We start from the raw sequence: 13,898 nt of genomic DNA on the forward strand, positions 1-13,898 counted from the left end.
ACGGTTAACTTAACAACAGTTCGTTCATGCGTAAGAAGGTCCTTCGCTGCGCTCAGGATGATAAGCTTTTACTCCTTCCGCGCCCGCGTCATCTCGCGCTTGCCTATTGGCCCCGGTAGCTTCTCTATCAGCCAGCCGGCCGCTTTCAGGCTGCGGCGGAAGCTGCCTTTGGCGCAGTAACTGGTAAGTAAGGCGCCCGGCGCTGCGGCGGCGTAGAGCTGGGCAAATACCGCGTCGGTCCACATGTCGGGTTGCTTTTCAGGGGCGAAAGCGTCGAAGTAGATGACCTGGTAGTGGTTGGCGGGTAGGGCGGTGTGCTGCAGCTCGCCGGTGATTTTGCGCAGCAGAAAGCGCGGAAGCAGCGGCACGGCCTCGTCCCAGGCCGCCGCGTGTAGTTGGCTGAACTGGTCCAACAATTCCGGGTTCAGGAGGTAGCGCTCGGGATGCAGATCGGCTACCACGGCGGGGGGTAGGGGGTGCTTTTCTATTGTGTCGTAGGCCACGGCTACAGGGGCAGTGAGGCTACGTTGCAGGGTGAGGATGGCGTTGAGGCCGGTTCCGAAGCCGATTTCCAGCACCCGCACAGTATCGGTGGCGGCGACTAGGGCGGGTTCCAGGGCCGCTTCTAGGTACACATGCTGGGCTTCCTGCACGGCGCCGTGGGTGGAGTGGTAGTGCTCGTCCAGCGCTGGCACGTAGAGCGTGCTGGAACCGTCGGCGGTAGGGCGAACTTCTACTTGCATCTGAGGTGTGGTTATTTGTGTCGAAAGGACGTTCAGACAGGTACAACGGAACAAATAACCAAAAACCATCCGTAAGTAATCAAAAACTAACGCGCATGCCTCGTATCAAAGTTGCCCTACCCGACACCTACCTGCTCACGGTTGCCCTTCCCATCCGCATCACTGACCTGAACTACGGCGCCCACCTCGGCAACGACGCCCTGTTGAGCCTACTGCACGAAGCGCGGGTGCAGTTCTTGCAGTTTCTGGGACAACCGGAATATGACCCCGCCACGCGCCAGGGCTTTATCATGGCCGATGTGGCCGTGGAGTACAAAGGCGAAGGATTTCACGGCGACACGCTACATATCCAACTCGCCGCCACCGACCACCACAAATATGGCTTCGACGTGGTTTATTGGGTGAAAAACCAGCACGGCAACGAAATAGCCCGCGCCAAAACCGGCATGCTCTGCTTCGACTACACCACCCGCAAGCTGCGGCCTCTACCCGAAGCCGTCGTCACGCGTTTTACTAGTCCGGCCGAATGAACGGGGTAGCAAACAACCACACGTTCCGGCTCCTGCTTGTCTCGCCTCCCGCTACCATCGCCACGGAGCTGCCCACGCTACAGCGCTTGTTTGAAGCTGGTTTACAGTCATTTCATCTGCGCAAACCCGGCGCTTCCGTCTCGGAAGTAGAAGCCTACCTACGTGCCGTACCACGACAGTACCACAGGCTCATGGTACTACACGGACAATACGAGTTGGCGCAACACTATCAGGTAGGCGGGCTGCACCTACCAGCCGCGGCACGGGCTACCTGGGTCGCGCGGGCGCACCTGCAGCAGCCGGGCCACAGCCTTTCCACCTCGTTGCACAGCCTTACCGAGTTGCGCCAGCACCGTCGTCGCTACAATTACGTGTTTCTGAGCCCGATTTTCGACAGCATCAGCAAGCAGGGTTACGGGCACGCATTTGCGCTGACGGAGGTGCAACAGCAGCTACAGCGGCTGCAACAGCGCCAGCAGTACGTGCCACAGGTGGTAGCGTTGGGCGGCATCACGCCCGATAACATAGCGCAGGTGCGAGCGGCGGGCTTTGCCGGAGCGGCGGTGCTGGGCAGCGTGTGGCAAGCGGCTGACCCGGTGGCGGCGCTTCAACAGTTGTTATGACCTGGCGCTGGCGCGGAACTGTGTCCCGTCCAGATCCGTGGCAGGCCGCTGGCCTGCCCCATCAAATACTTCTTGATGGCGCAGACATCCGCAGGCCAGAGGCCTGCACATTATCGGCACGGGGCACAGCCCCGCGCCAGTGCCTAACAGTGACAACCATGCCTGCCCGGCCGTTTACCAGTCCTGCAATCCGTTGCGCAACGAGGCTACCTGCTGAAAACCATTAGCCAGCAGCAGCTCCACGGCTTGGCGGCTGCGTTTGCCGCTGGCACAATGCACCACCACGGGCACTTCTGGATCGAGGGTGAGTAGGGCAGCGGCGAGCTGGCCCAACGGCACCAGACGGCCGCCGATGTGACGGGCGGCGTATTCGTGCGGCTCGCGCACATCGAGGAGCTGCAACGGCTCCTGGGCCTGTAGCTTCCGGCGCAGCTCGTCGGCGCTGATTTCGGGGACGGCGTCGGTTGGGGCGTCGCCGCAGAACTGGTCGTAGTCAATCAAGCCAGTAAGTTGCTGATTACCCGACACGGCCTGAAAGCGCAGGGTACGAAACTGCATATACAGCGCATCAAACACCAGCAGGCGACCACTCAACACCTCCCCTATACCCAACACAACTTTCAGCGCTTCAGATGCTTGCAGTGTACCAATAATACCCGGCAGCACGCCCAGCACGCCTATTTCGTTGCAGCTCGGCGCCTCGCCAGGAGCGGGCGGTTGCGCAAACAGGCAGCGGTAGGTAGGGCCGCCCTGGTAGTTGAACACCGAAACCTGCCCTTCAAACTTGAAAATGGCCCCAAATACCAGCGGCTTGCCCAGCAGCACGCACGCATCACTGACCAAATAGCGCGTGGCGAAGTTGTCGGTGCAGTCTACCACCACATCGTAGTCGGCCATGACTTCCAGCGCATTCGTGGCCGACAGGCGCACCCACAAGGGCTGCACCGTCACGAGCGGGTTCTGCGCCCGCAGCTTCTCGGCGGCGGCTTCGGCTTTGGGTCGATCCACGTCAGAAGTGGCGTAGAGCACCTGGCGTTGCAAGTTGCTTTCGTCTACGGTATCATGGTCGAGCAGGCCGAGGGTACCTACCCCGGCCGCCGCCAAGTATTGCAGCACCGGGCAGCCCAGGCCGCCACAGCCTACTACCAGCACACGGGCAGCTTTCAGCTTCTGCTGGCCCTCAGAACCAATTTCGGGTAGGCGCAGGTGACGGTCGTAGCGGCGGGTTTCGGCGGGGGTAAGCATGGGTAGTAAACGCGCAGAGGTAGGGTTTGTTTTTGTTGGGATAGAGTTAGTTTTTCTGTCATCCTGAGCGCAGCGAAGGACCTTCTTACGGCAGAACGAGTCGTTGTTCCGTCTGCTATTCATGCGTGAGAAGATCCTTCGCTGCGCTCAGGATGACAGGGCCGAGGTAGATGCCGGTTGTATGGGTGCCGGCGCCAACGCCGCGTCCCAGTCTTTCCACACCGGCTCATAGCCCTGCCGCCGAATCATAGCCGCAATTTCCGCCGGGCTGCGCTCGTCGCTGATTTCAAACTGCTCCAACGACTCTGGCGCTACCGCGTAGCCACCAGGATTGGTTTTGGAGCCGGCGCTGATGCTGGTGATGCCCAGGCGAATAATGTTGTTGCGGAAGGTAGGGGTTTCGCGGGTCGAGATAGACAGCTCCACTTCCTCATTCAGCAGACGGTAGGCGCAGATGAGCTGCACCAGTTCCAGGTCACTCATCTCCACTTTCGGCTGCAAGAGGCCCTCAGCGGGGCGCAGGCGCGGGAAAGAGAGGCTGTACTTGGTCTGCCAGTAGGTACGTTCAAGGTAGTCGAGGTGCAGGGCAGTGAAGAAGCTGTCGGTGCGCCAGTCTTCCAGGCCGAACAGCACGCCTAGCCCCATCTTGTGCACGCCGGCCCTACCCAGGCGGTCGGGCGTGTCGAGGCGGTAGTAGAAGTTTGACTTCTTGCCCTTGGGGTGGTGCTTTTTGTAATCCTGCTGATGGTAGGTTTCCTGGTACACCAGCACTGTGTTCAACCCTGCCGGAATCAGCCGCTCATACTCCTCCTTATCCAGCGGCTGCACTTCCATCGATAGATGCGCGAAGTGCGGCCGCAGCGTGTGCAGGGCTTTCTCGAGGTAGTCGACGCCCACGGTCTGGTTGGCCTCGCCGGTTACCAGCAGCACGTGCTCGTAGCCCCACGCCTTCAGCACCTGCGCTTCCTGCAACATCTCCACGCTGCTGAGCGTGCGCCGGCGGATTTTATTATCGAGGCTGAAGCCACAGTAGGTGCAGATGTTTTGGCACTCATTGCTCAGATACAGCGGCACATAGAGCTGCACCGTATTGCCAAACCGCTTGCGCGTGAGCTGCTGACTGAGCCTCGCCATCTGCTCAAGGTAGGGCACCGCAGCAGGCGAAATCAGGGCTTTAAAGTCGTCCAGCGTACGGCGCGGTGCGGCCAGGGCGCGCTCCACATCGGCGGCGGTTTTGGCGTAGATGCTGGCTTTGACATCGTCCCAGTGGTGGGCCTCGAAAATCGGGCGGAAGCTCATGACTGTAGGTTTATGCAGACCGTCATGCTGAGCTTGTCGAAGCATCTCTACCGCTTCGTTGTAACGATAATTCAACGAAGCGGTAGAGATGCTTCGACAAGCTCAGCATGACGGTCTTTCTTGAAGTAGTTCTAGTCTAAAAATGCCGTGAGCGGGCTACTTGCCTCAGCGTGCGCCACCGGCGCGGCCAGCCGCGCCGCATAAGCCAAGCGGCCGGCTTCCACGGCCATCCGGAACGCGTGAGCCATCTGTACCGGCTGACCGGCCACGGCAATGGCCGTATTCACCAGCACTGCATCAGCCCCCATTTCCAGCGCCGCCGCCGCATGCGAGGGCGCCCCAATGCCGGCATCTACTACCACCGGCACCTTACTCTGGCCAATGATAATTTCCAGAAAGTCCCTGGTCAACAAGCCTTTATTAGAGCCGATGGGCGAACCGAGCGGCATCACGGCGGCTACCCCTACCTCCTCCAAACGCTTGCACAGCACAGGGTCGGCGTGGATGTAGGGTAGCACCACGAAACCCAGCTTCACCAGCTCCTCGGCCGCTTTCAGGGTTTCCACCGGATCGGGCAGCAGGTACTTGGGGTCGGGGTGAATTTCGAGCTTGAGCCAATTGGTTTCCAGCGCCTCGCGGGCCAGTTGGGCAGCAAAAACGGCCTCTTTGGCCGTGCGCACGCCCGAGGTATTGGGCAGCAGGCTGAACTGAGGGTGCGCCAAATGACTCAGAATGTCGTCGTTCGTATCGGCCACGTCCACGCGCTTTAGGGCCACCGTTACCAGCTCCGAGCCGGAGGCCAGTAGGGCTTCTTCCATTAACTCAGTTGAGCTAAACTTGCCCGTGCCGGTGAACAGGCGTGAGGTAAACGTGCGGCCGGCAAGTACGAGGGGTTGCGTTTTCATAGGGTAAAAACTAAGGTAGGGGCGCCTTGCAGGCGCCCGTCGTTGTACACGCGCGTCCTCACAAAGCTGCCGTCAAAACAGGCAGACAGTCAACAAATTGTCCTGCTGCTACCGCAGGATCAGGAGCCGCCGTAATAGCCCCCGATATCGCTACACCATGCAGCCCAACCGCCAGCAGCGGCGCCACATCGGCCAGCGTAATGCCACCAATGCCGATGACGGGGGTAGGAAAGCCAGCAGCACGGTGTTGCGCCAGCAGCGTTTCATAACCCGCCAGTCCCAAAATCGGGCTTAGCTTCTCCTTAGTCGTCGTGAAGCGAAACGGCCCCAACCCAATGTAGTCGACTCCAGCCGTCACCAAGCCTTCGATATCGGCAAACGTGTTGGCCGTGCCGCCGATGATGAACTCCTGCCCAAGCAGGGCGCGGGCTTCGGCGGGCGGCGTGTCCTCCTTGCCCAGGTGCACACCATCAGCGCCAATTTCCAGCGCCAGTTGCGGGTTGTCGTTGAGGATGAACGTGGCATCGTGGCGGCGGCAAACGGCCTGCGTATCCAGCGCCAGTTGCTTCCATTCGGGGTAGGGCGTGTTCTTCACGCGCAGCTGCACCCAGCGCACGCCACCAAGGCAGGCTCGCTCGGCTTGCTCAGGGGAGGTAGTGATATAGTGAAGATTACGGATTTGCATACTCGTGTTCGTTCTGAAAATGATACCCCAACAACGTCTCATTGCTGGCCAGCACCCGCGCCGTGTACGCCTTGCCCGACCGGCAGGCCTCCACTAGCGACTCGCCTCGTGCCAGCCCCGCCACAATGGCTGCCGACAACACGCAGCCACTGCCGTGCTTTTCGCCGTGGGGTAGGCGCGGCGTAGTAAAACGTGCTACCTCCCGGCCGTTCTGGTACAGCACATCGGTAGCTTCAGAGCCCTCGGCGTGGCCGCCTTTCAGCAACACCGAGCAGTAGGCACTCACGACGGCGGCTGCTTCTTCGGCGGTGGCGGCGGCCGGCCACAGGCGCCGCATCTCGGGTTGATTAGGCGTAATCAGGGCTAGGGCGGTGCAGACTTCTGCCACCAACTCCGGCGCCGGACCGGCGTGAAAGTCGTAGCCGGCGCTGGCCTTCAGCACCGGGTCCCACACCACACCAATAGCCGGGCTTTGCGCCCGTAACCACCGAAGCAGTTCCGGCAACTCAGCCAGACTTTCTACCAGTCCAATCTTCGCCCACCCTACCCCGAAGCGCTCTAGTAGCGGCCGGGCTTGCGCCTGAATGTCGGCAAGCGGCATCCATTGCACGCGCTCAAACTGCACGTCGCTCTGTACCGTGAGGGCCGTGCACACGCCAAAGCCGTACACGCCGCGCTGCTCGAAGGTCTTGCAGTCGGCCAGCAAGCCGGCCCCGCCGCTGGGGTCGAAACCGGCAAGGCTGAGAACGTAGGGGCGAGGTGGTTGAGACATTGTTTTTTCTGTCATCCTGAGCTTGCGAAGGACCTTCTCACGTCAGATAATCATGTCATTATCCAGCATTAGCACACGAGATGTCTCGCTCCGCTCGACATGACGTTCTATTTCGTCGTTCACACGTGATAAGGTCCTTCGCAAGCTCAGGATGACAGATGGTTTTTGGTTACAGATAAATCTCACTACCCTTCTCCACGAACTCCCGCGACTTTTCCACCATGCCTTTCGTCAACGCCTCAGCGGCGGTTAGGTCTTGCTTGGCGGCGAAGTCACGGACTTCCTGCGTGATTTTCATAGAGCAGAAATGCGGGCCGCACATCGAGCAGAAGTGCGCCACTTTGGCGCCGTCGGCGGGTAGGGTTTCGTCGTGGTACTCGCGGGCGGTGTCGGGGTCCAGGCTTAGGTTGAACTGGTCTTCCCAGCGGAACTCGAAGCGGGCTTTGCTCAGGGCATTGTCGCGGTATTGGGCTCCCGGGTGGCCTTTGGCGAGGTCGGCGGCGTGGGCGGCAATCTTGTAGGCAATCACGCCGTCCTTCACGTCCTGCTTGTTGGGTAGGCCGAGGTGTTCCTTAGGCGTCACGTAGCAAAGCATGGCCGTACCAAACCAGCCAATCATGGCCGCGCCAATGGCCGAGGTGATGTGGTCATAGCCGGGGGCAATATCAGTAGTGAGCGGACCGAGCGTATAGAACGGCGCTTCATGGCACTCCTTCAACTGCTTCTCCATGTTCTCCTTAATCAGGTGCATGGGCACGTGGCCGGGACCTTCTATCATCACCTGCACATCGTGCGCCCAAGCAATTTTGGTCAGCTCACCCAGGGTTTCTAGCTCCGCGAACTGCGCCGCGTCGTTGGCATCGGCAATGGAGCCGGGGCGCAGGCCGTCGCCCAGCGAGAAGGCCACGTCGTAGGCCTTCATGATTTCGCAGATTTCTTCGAAGTGCGTGTAGAGGAAGCTCTCTTGGTGGTGGGCCAGGCACCACTTCGCCATGATGGAACCGCCGCGCGACACAATGCCGGTCACGCGCTTGACGGTCATCGGGATGTAGGGAAGGCGCACCCCGGCGTGGATGGTGAAGTAGTCCACGCCCTGCTCGGCCTGCTCGATGAGCGTATCGCGGAACAGCTCCCAGGTCAGGTCCTCGGCCTTGCCGTTCACCTTCTCCAGCGCTTGGTAGATGGGCACCGTGCCCACCGGCACCGGGCAGTTGCGGATAATCCACTCGCGGGTTTCGTGGATGTTCTTGCCCGTGCTCAGGTCCATCAGCGTATCGCCACCCCAGCGGCAGCTCCACACGGCCTTATCTACCTCTTCCTCAATGCTCGACGTCACGGCCGAGTTGCCGATGTTGGTGTTGATTTTCACCAAGAAGTTGCGCCCGATAATCATCGGCTCGCTTTCCGGGTGGTTGATGTTACACGGAATCACGGCCCTACCCGCCGCTACCTCCTGGCGCACAAACTCCGGCGTGATGTGGCCCTGCGGCGTGTTGGCCCCGAAACTATGGCCGGAGTGCTGCACCCGCAGCGCATCATCGGCGGCTAGTTGGTCGATGCGCTGATTTTCCCGAATGGCGATGTACTCCATTTCGGGCGTGATGATGCCTTGCTTGGCGTAGTGCATCTGCGACACGTTGCGGCCCGCCTTGGCCCGCCGCGGCGGCCGGATGTGCTCAAAACGCAGGTGGTCCAACGCGGTATCGGCGGCGCGCTGCTGCCCGTATTCCGACGAGGTGCCGGGTAGCATTTCCACATCTTCCCTACCCAAAATCCACTCTTCGCGCAGGCGTGGCAGGCCTTTTTTCAGGTCGATTTCCACGTTGGGGTCAGTGTAGGGGCCGCTGGTGTCGTACACCGTCACGGGCGGGTTTTGCTCGGTGAGGTTCGTGAAGTCGAACTGGCGCTTGGTGTCACTCAGCATGATTTCGCGCATCGCCACCCGAATGTTGGGGTAGAGCTGGCCGGGAACGTAGAGTTTGCGCGAGCCAGTAAGCGGCTGGCGCTCCACCAGCGTCTGCTGGGGTGCTTGGTCTTGTTTCATAAAATCTGGGATGGTTGACGGTTACCTGTCTGTTTGTCATCCTGAGCGCAGCGAAGGACCTTCTCACGGGAGAACGACCTTGCGTGAGATAGTCACTATCTCCCGTGAGAAGGTCCTTCGCTGCGCTCAGGATGACAGACGCGCCCCTACCCGCCCTGCGTGGCGCGGATAACAGTGATGCGGTCTTGGGCACGCAATTGGTGGCGCATCCACTCGGCGCGGGGCACCACGGCGTCGTTCACGGCCACGGCAATGCCGCGCTGTTCGGCGAGCTGCAAATCGAGGAGGGTATCAGCCAGCGTGGGGGTAGGCAGGCAGGATTCGTGCGGTTTATTGTTGACATAGAGAAGCATACAAGCAACGGGTAGTTGGTTGGCTGTCAGAAACAATAAACTTCAGGTGGCGCACGCCCGTGCGGGCCCAAGGAGGCGTCCGCTTCTTGCACTTTTCCCTTCGCCAGCATTACCTGGATCAGGTTCCAAGGGTATTTCTCAGTCCCGCTCGTAGCAGAACACCCCTAAAGTTTAGGCCGGTAAGGTAGGCGTTATTTTGAGGAATGCACCACGGTAGGCAGTTATAAAATTCGGGCTATCCGTTTCCAAAACGGACATAGGCACAAGGTAGCGCCACAACCTACTGCGTCTCACCACTGACCAAATGGAACTGCACCAACCTACCAACAGCCGCACCAATACGACACAATAGGTTGTGTCTCTACCCTGTACACAACTAAAAGCTAGTAGAAGTCGAAGATTTTCGGGAACCCAACCGCCGCGCATGTTGTATCTTTGCGGTTATGATAGAGCTGCCCGTAGTTTCCAAGCGCGACATTCGCAAAGTCTCCGCCGACGACCTGAAAACCTTCATGGTCGAGCACGGCGAAAAGCCCTTTCGTGCCAAGCAGGTGACGGAGTGGTTGTGGAAAAACACGGCCGGCTCCTTCGAGGAGATGAATAATATCTCACTGGCTACCCGCGAGTTACTGGCCCGTCACTTCGTCATCAATGGCGTGCAGGTGCAAAACAAGCAGCTCTCCAACGACGGTACCATTAAGTCGGCGTTTCGGCTGTATGATGGCAACGTGGTAGAAGGCGTGCTCATCCCCCACGACACGCGCATGACGGCCTGTATCTCGTCGCAGGTAGGCTGCTCGCTCACGTGCAAGTTTTGCGCTACCGGCTACATGGACCGCAAGCGCAACCTCGACGCGGCCGAAATCTATGATCAGGTAGTGCGTATCCGGGAGCAGTGCGAGGCGCAGTACGGCACGCCGCTCACCAACATCGTGTACATGGGCATGGGCGAGCCGCTACTGAACTACGCCAACGTAGTGGAAAGCGTGCGCCGCATCACTGCCCCCGATGGCCTGAATATGGCCCCGCGCCGCATCACCATCAGCACGGCCGGCATTGCCAAGATGATCAAGAAGCTGGCCGACGACGACGTGAAGGCCAACCTGGCCCTGTCGTTGCACGCTCCTAACGATACCAAGCGCAACGAAATCATGCCCATCAACGAAGCTAACTCCCTGGCCGCGCTGAAGGAAGCGTTGCAGTACTACCACCAGAAAACCGGCCGCAAAGTCACCTACGAGTACATCGTGTTCGAGAGCTTCAACGACACGCTGCAAGACGCCGAGGAGCTGTTCCAGATTTCGAAGTGGCTACCCTGCAAGGTGAACCTGATCGAGTATAATCCCATCGAAAACGCCGACTACATCAACACCGCCGACGATAAGCTGGTAGCTTTCCACAAGTACCTCGCCGACCGGGGCGTGCAAACCAACGTGCGCCGCTCACGCGGTAAAGATATCGACGCGGCCTGCGGACAGCTGGCAGTGAAGGAGAAGGCAGAAGCCGTTGCGTAGTAAAGCGCAATTCTTGAACAAGAAGGCCGCTGGTAGCAACTACCAGCGGCCTTCTTGTTTATTTCGCATCCGTTCCGCGCAGCAACAGAAGCGTTTGCAGACAGTGTTGCTGCATGTACTGGGTAATTCGGTTACTCAATAAGTCTACAACCATCTGACTATTAGCATCTGAGCCGTATACCTGCATAGTCTGAGGGCCGCGCTTTGTAAGAGAAGCAGTATATTCTTGGTGAAAAAGCTCTAGGCATTCGGCAGACGTTTTGCCCTGTAAACGTCCTGCTTTCTGTAAAGCGGCCAGACGCTGACACAGCTCATCGCCCCATTCTTGTATAAGCGCTTGTTCGGTGGGGGTAGGCTCAGCACTCCGTGCGCCTGCAAATCGACCATAAAGCGTGGTAGCATCCGGACACGTTCTGACCAATTGCACCGAAACCAGAGTCGCTAAACTCCCTAATAGCTGTTCGTAGGCTCCTGGCACGTTACTCCGTCGCGCTACCTGTCGGATAGTGCTTTCTCTCCGTTTGATTGTCGCTAGTAGTATTTTTTCGAAAGTGTCCTGCGCTTGCGGAGGACGCATGGTAGCGAAGGAGTCCTGTTGTTTGTCGGCAGCCATTTGCTGGCATGCTTCAGCAGCAATCTGCTTGATAAGTTGCGTTTGACCCGAAATAGAATCGGGAGCTGTTGGCGACGTGCCAGCATAGCATGTAATACACCACGAAAAGGAGAGTAAGAAGGAATAGAAGAATAGTGACTTCATAAAGTATAATGCGAATATGCTACGTCAAGCACGACAATTATTACGGCTACTACTCACCGTACTCGCCCAAAACGATAGGCTACTTCTAAGTAAGCCGGCAAAATAGGTATGCCTGTACCGTAGATAAAACCTAGACTTCCACTGACACGGGCGGCTGACACTCGGGCGCCTACCAACCCGGCTAGAAAGCCATCGGTAATATAGGTTTCATTCAGCAGCGAAAACCGTCGGGAAATGCGGGTGGCTCCACCCACCAACACAACTGGTGAGGCATCAACATCACCGCTTCCAACCAGATACCCCAGGCCCAGCGTTGCATTATTGTCGGCGGTACCATAGGTGCCCACACCGTAGGCAATACCTCCCCCAGAGCCAAATGCAAAGGCATAAAGCAGCCCTCCGCCCACGTGAAACTTCTCGCTAATCGGCACCGAAACTTTCGGCGTAATGGCGAATACGTTGAGGCCTACCCCTGGAAGGGCGGGAACCAGCGCCCCGATTGAGATGTGGTCCGTGATGCCGTAGTTGGCACCGAGCAATACAATGTTGATATCCTGCACGTAGCCTTCACCCCTGCGCAAATTGCGGGCTGTAGGTGCGAAAAACATGCGCGTACCATTGCCCACGGGCTCCCAGCCTTTGCGCAGCTGCGTTTCAGAAAGCAACTGCATACTGCGAATATTGCTCTTCTGAATCGAAACCCGACCAATATCCTGGGCATCAAACTCTAACTCGTTATCGTTGCGTGCCAGCAACACCCCTACGAAACTGGTACCGGAACGCAGCTCCACCGAGTAGGTACCTCCAATGGAGTCGCCAGCTACTGCGTTCCGGGCGCCATACTGCTGCAACTCCTGACTACGCCCCTCAATCTGACGGCGAACATCTTGCAACTCGCTTTCGGTGAACCGACGGGTCTTTAGCTCGCCACTGCGCATGGTAGCCTGTAGCACCACGGAGTTGCTAGAGCTATCGGCACTGAAATATTGCAGGAACCGAGCCTCCTTAAAATCGTCGGCCGCATAGTACGGGAATAGACCAAATCGGACCTTTTCTTGGTGGTCGATTACTTCACCTACCTGCGAGCTTACCACGTAGGTATGGCTGCTCCCAGTGGATTGTTGGGCACGAGCAGTAAGGCTACACCAGCTAGTTATAGCAACCAAGCAGGCTGCAATTCCCTGTAGACGCATTGGAATAAGAAGTAGAATGCAAAGCCCTCAAACCTAGCACTTTTGTTATCTACTTTCTCGTTCGCACATCAACATTCGTATAGAGAATTAGACGTTACATATGCCCGATTAAGCTATCTTTTTTCAGTATAGCTATTTGTATATCAGAACCTTCTAATATAGTTTCTCTTTTACTTATTAGACTTTTACAATCTACTTTCGCTTCGTATCTCGCCAAACACCCTCGGGCTCTGGCCGGCCGCTGTCTATACTGTCTTCTGTTTTGTGGAAAGGCACTTCGCGGGTTTCAATGCGCACGGCGTGGGCCTTGGGCTGCACGCGCTGTCCGTAGGCAGCAGCGTATTCCTGCGTGAATTCGGCCCCGAAGAAGATGATGAGGGAAGAGTAATAGATCCAGACCAGTAGCACGATGATGGAACCCGCCGCACCATAGGCTGAACCCGGATCAAAATTAGATATATAGAAAGATATCAGATACTTACCCAACAGAAACAGAGTACCGGTAATCAGGGCGCCAATCCGTACATCGCGCCAGCGAATGATGGCGTCTGGTAGGTAGCGGTAAATCATGGCAAACAGTAGGCTGGTAACGCCCAACGATACCACAAAGTCAATCACCTTAATTAACACCACCGTGATACCGGGCAGAAGGCGGGACAGATAGTCTGTGAATGCCGTAAGCAAGGCGCTGATAACGAATGACATCAGCAGAAGCAACGCCACACTCAAAATCAAACCAAATGACAGGAGCCGGTCGCGAACGAAATTCCAGGCGCTGCCCGTGGTCGTATCGGGCTTAGCCTTCACGTTCCAGATGCTGTTGATGCTTTCCTGCAACGTGACAAAGAATGTAGTAGCTGCAAAAATCAGCGTGCCGACACCAATGATGGCCGATATGCCGCCCTGCTGCTGTTGATTGAAGGTGCGAATGGAATCCTGAATGGTAGCTGCGGCCTTAGCCCCTACTAGACCATCAATCTGAGTGAAAAGCTTGCCCGTAACGGCGTCCTGATCCAGAAAGGTGCTGGCCGCTGTGATAACAATCAACAGCAGCGGTGGCAACGAGAAAATGGCGTTGTAGGCCAATGCGCCAGCTAGGCGAAGGGAGTTGTTTTCAATAAAATTACTGGCCGTGCATTTGAGGATAGAGCCCAGATTAGCAGCAGTATACCGAGTTGCCATGTAGCAGTTGTTACAGGTGAAGATTGTTCACTAGTACGCACTACCAGGCGATG

At 57.8% G+C, this 13,898-nt stretch carries 14 protein-coding genes and 1 riboswitch; of the genes, 3 read left to right on the forward strand and 11 right to left on the reverse strand.

The window, feature by feature from the left end; genetic code table 11:
- Positions 1-68 precede the first annotated feature (68 nt).
- A complete protein-coding gene (mnmD, locus tag J4D97_RS05885; protein ID WP_208306766.1) occupies positions 69-743 on the reverse strand; it encodes a tRNA (5-methylaminomethyl-2-thiouridine)(34)-methyltransferase MnmD in 675 nt (224 codons plus the stop codon).
- Between the two features lie 95 nt (positions 744-838).
- On the opposite strand from mnmD, the gene J4D97_RS05890 reads away from it, so the two are divergent.
- A complete protein-coding gene (locus J4D97_RS05890) occupies positions 839-1,273 on the forward strand; it encodes a thioesterase family protein (protein ID WP_185281715.1) in 435 nt (144 codons plus the stop codon).
- Positions 1,270-1,896: a thiamine phosphate synthase gene (locus tag J4D97_RS05895; RefSeq protein WP_208306767.1), complete on the forward strand. Its 627-nt coding sequence runs from the start codon at positions 1,270-1,272 to the stop codon at positions 1,894-1,896. Before J4D97_RS05890 ends, J4D97_RS05895 begins: the two co-directional genes overlap by 4 nt.
- Before the next feature lie 174 nt (positions 1,897-2,070).
- Here the strand turns inward: J4D97_RS05895 and moeB are convergent, their stop codons facing one another.
- The 7 genes from moeB to thiS form a co-directional block, all read right to left on the reverse strand.
- Positions 2,071-3,141 (reverse strand): molybdopterin-synthase adenylyltransferase MoeB, encoded by a 1,071-nt coding sequence (moeB, locus tag J4D97_RS05900; RefSeq protein ID WP_208306768.1) that lies wholly within the window; start codon positions 3,139-3,141, stop codon positions 2,071-2,073.
- A gap of 147 nt (positions 3,142-3,288) precedes the next feature.
- Positions 3,289-4,440 carry a 2-iminoacetate synthase ThiH gene (thiH, locus tag J4D97_RS05905; protein WP_208306769.1) on the reverse strand — a complete coding sequence of 384 codons (1,152 nt, stop codon included), beginning with the start codon at positions 4,438-4,440 and terminating at the stop codon, positions 3,289-3,291.
- 131 nt (positions 4,441-4,571) lie between these two features.
- Entirely contained in the window at positions 4,572-5,345 is a 774-nt protein-coding gene (locus J4D97_RS05910) for a thiazole synthase (RefSeq protein WP_208306770.1), read from the reverse strand.
- A 58-nt stretch (positions 5,346-5,403) separates the two neighbouring features.
- Positions 5,404-6,030, reverse strand: coding sequence for a thiamine phosphate synthase (locus tag J4D97_RS05915; protein ID WP_208306771.1), 627 nt, complete (start codon positions 6,028-6,030; stop codon positions 5,404-5,406).
- On the reverse strand, positions 6,017-6,802 hold the full coding sequence (locus tag J4D97_RS05920; RefSeq protein ID WP_208306772.1) for a hydroxymethylpyrimidine/phosphomethylpyrimidine kinase: 786 nt from the start codon (positions 6,800-6,802) through the stop codon (positions 6,017-6,019). The genes J4D97_RS05915 and J4D97_RS05920 overlap by 14 nt, the downstream gene beginning before the upstream one ends.
- A gap of 169 nt (positions 6,803-6,971) precedes the next feature.
- Positions 6,972-8,846, reverse strand: coding sequence for a phosphomethylpyrimidine synthase ThiC (gene thiC, locus J4D97_RS05925; protein WP_208306773.1), 1,875 nt, complete (start codon positions 8,844-8,846; stop codon positions 6,972-6,974).
- Positions 8,847-8,992: 146 nt separating this feature from the next.
- Positions 8,993-9,199, reverse strand: a complete 207-nt coding sequence (thiS, locus tag J4D97_RS05930; RefSeq protein WP_185281723.1) for a sulfur carrier protein ThiS — start codon at positions 9,197-9,199, stop codon at positions 8,993-8,995.
- A 78-nt stretch (positions 9,200-9,277) separates the two neighbouring features.
- Positions 9,278-9,375, reverse strand: a riboswitch (TPP riboswitch).
- A 267-nt stretch (positions 9,376-9,642) separates the two neighbouring features.
- Here thiS and rlmN point away from each other — a divergent pair.
- The gene (gene rlmN / locus J4D97_RS05935) at positions 9,643-10,713 is read left to right on the forward strand and encodes a 23S rRNA (adenine(2503)-C(2))-methyltransferase RlmN (RefSeq protein ID WP_208306774.1); all 1,071 of its coding nucleotides are present in this window, start codon (positions 9,643-9,645) and stop codon (positions 10,711-10,713) included.
- A gap of 58 nt (positions 10,714-10,771) precedes the next feature.
- Here rlmN and J4D97_RS05940 read toward each other — a convergent pair whose 3' ends face one another.
- From J4D97_RS05940 to J4D97_RS05950, 3 genes are all read right to left on the reverse strand, one after another.
- Positions 10,772-11,470 (reverse strand): hypothetical protein, encoded by a 699-nt coding sequence (locus J4D97_RS05940; protein WP_208306775.1) that lies wholly within the window; start codon positions 11,468-11,470, stop codon positions 10,772-10,774.
- Between the two features lie 53 nt (positions 11,471-11,523).
- Complete coding sequence (locus tag J4D97_RS05945) at positions 11,524-12,663, reverse strand: hypothetical protein (protein ID WP_208306776.1); 1,140 nt, start codon at positions 12,661-12,663, stop codon at positions 11,524-11,526.
- 192 nt (positions 12,664-12,855) lie between these two features.
- Positions 12,856-13,845: a YihY/virulence factor BrkB family protein gene (locus tag J4D97_RS05950; RefSeq protein WP_208306777.1), complete on the reverse strand. Its 990-nt coding sequence runs from the start codon at positions 13,843-13,845 to the stop codon at positions 12,856-12,858.
- Positions 13,846-13,898 lie beyond the last annotated feature (53 nt).

This window comes from Hymenobacter defluvii, from assembly GCF_017589435.1.
Classification (GTDB): Bacteria; Bacteroidota; Bacteroidia; order Cytophagales; family Hymenobacteraceae; genus Hymenobacter; species Hymenobacter profundi.

Bases quoted from the DNA above. Each gene is read 5' to 3' on its own strand.
- mnmD (WP_208306766.1), bottom strand. From the start codon at position 743: ATGCAAGTAGAAGTTCGCCCTACCGCCGACGGTTCCAGCACGCTCTAC.
- J4D97_RS05890 (WP_185281715.1), top strand. From the start codon at position 839: ATGCCTCGTATCAAAGTTGCCCTACCCGACACCTACCTGCTCACGGTT.
- J4D97_RS05895 (WP_208306767.1), top strand. From the start codon at position 1,270: ATGAACGGGGTAGCAAACAACCACACGTTCCGGCTCCTGCTTGTCTCG.
- moeB (WP_208306768.1), bottom strand. From the start codon at position 3,141: ATGCTTACCCCCGCCGAAACCCGCCGCTACGACCGTCACCTGCGCCTA.
- thiH (WP_208306769.1), bottom strand. From the start codon at position 4,440: ATGAGCTTCCGCCCGATTTTCGAGGCCCACCACTGGGACGATGTCAAA.
- J4D97_RS05910 (WP_208306770.1), bottom strand. From the start codon at position 5,345: ATGAAAACGCAACCCCTCGTACTTGCCGGCCGCACGTTTACCTCACGC.
- J4D97_RS05915 (WP_208306771.1), bottom strand. From the start codon at position 6,030: ATGCAAATCCGTAATCTTCACTATATCACTACCTCCCCTGAGCAAGCC.
- J4D97_RS05920 (WP_208306772.1), bottom strand. From the start codon at position 6,802: ATGTCTCAACCACCTCGCCCCTACGTTCTCAGCCTTGCCGGTTTCGAC.
- thiC (WP_208306773.1), bottom strand. From the start codon at position 8,846: ATGAAACAAGACCAAGCACCCCAGCAGACGCTGGTGGAGCGCCAGCCG.
- thiS (WP_185281723.1), bottom strand. From the start codon at position 9,199: ATGCTTCTCTATGTCAACAATAAACCGCACGAATCCTGCCTGCCTACC.
- rlmN (WP_208306774.1), top strand. From the start codon at position 9,643: ATGATAGAGCTGCCCGTAGTTTCCAAGCGCGACATTCGCAAAGTCTCC.
- J4D97_RS05940 (WP_208306775.1), bottom strand. From the start codon at position 11,470: ATGAAGTCACTATTCTTCTATTCCTTCTTACTCTCCTTTTCGTGGTGT.
- J4D97_RS05945 (WP_208306776.1), bottom strand. From the start codon at position 12,663: ATGCGTCTACAGGGAATTGCAGCCTGCTTGGTTGCTATAACTAGCTGG.
- J4D97_RS05950 (WP_208306777.1), bottom strand. From the start codon at position 13,845: ATGGCAACTCGGTATACTGCTGCTAATCTGGGCTCTATCCTCAAATGC.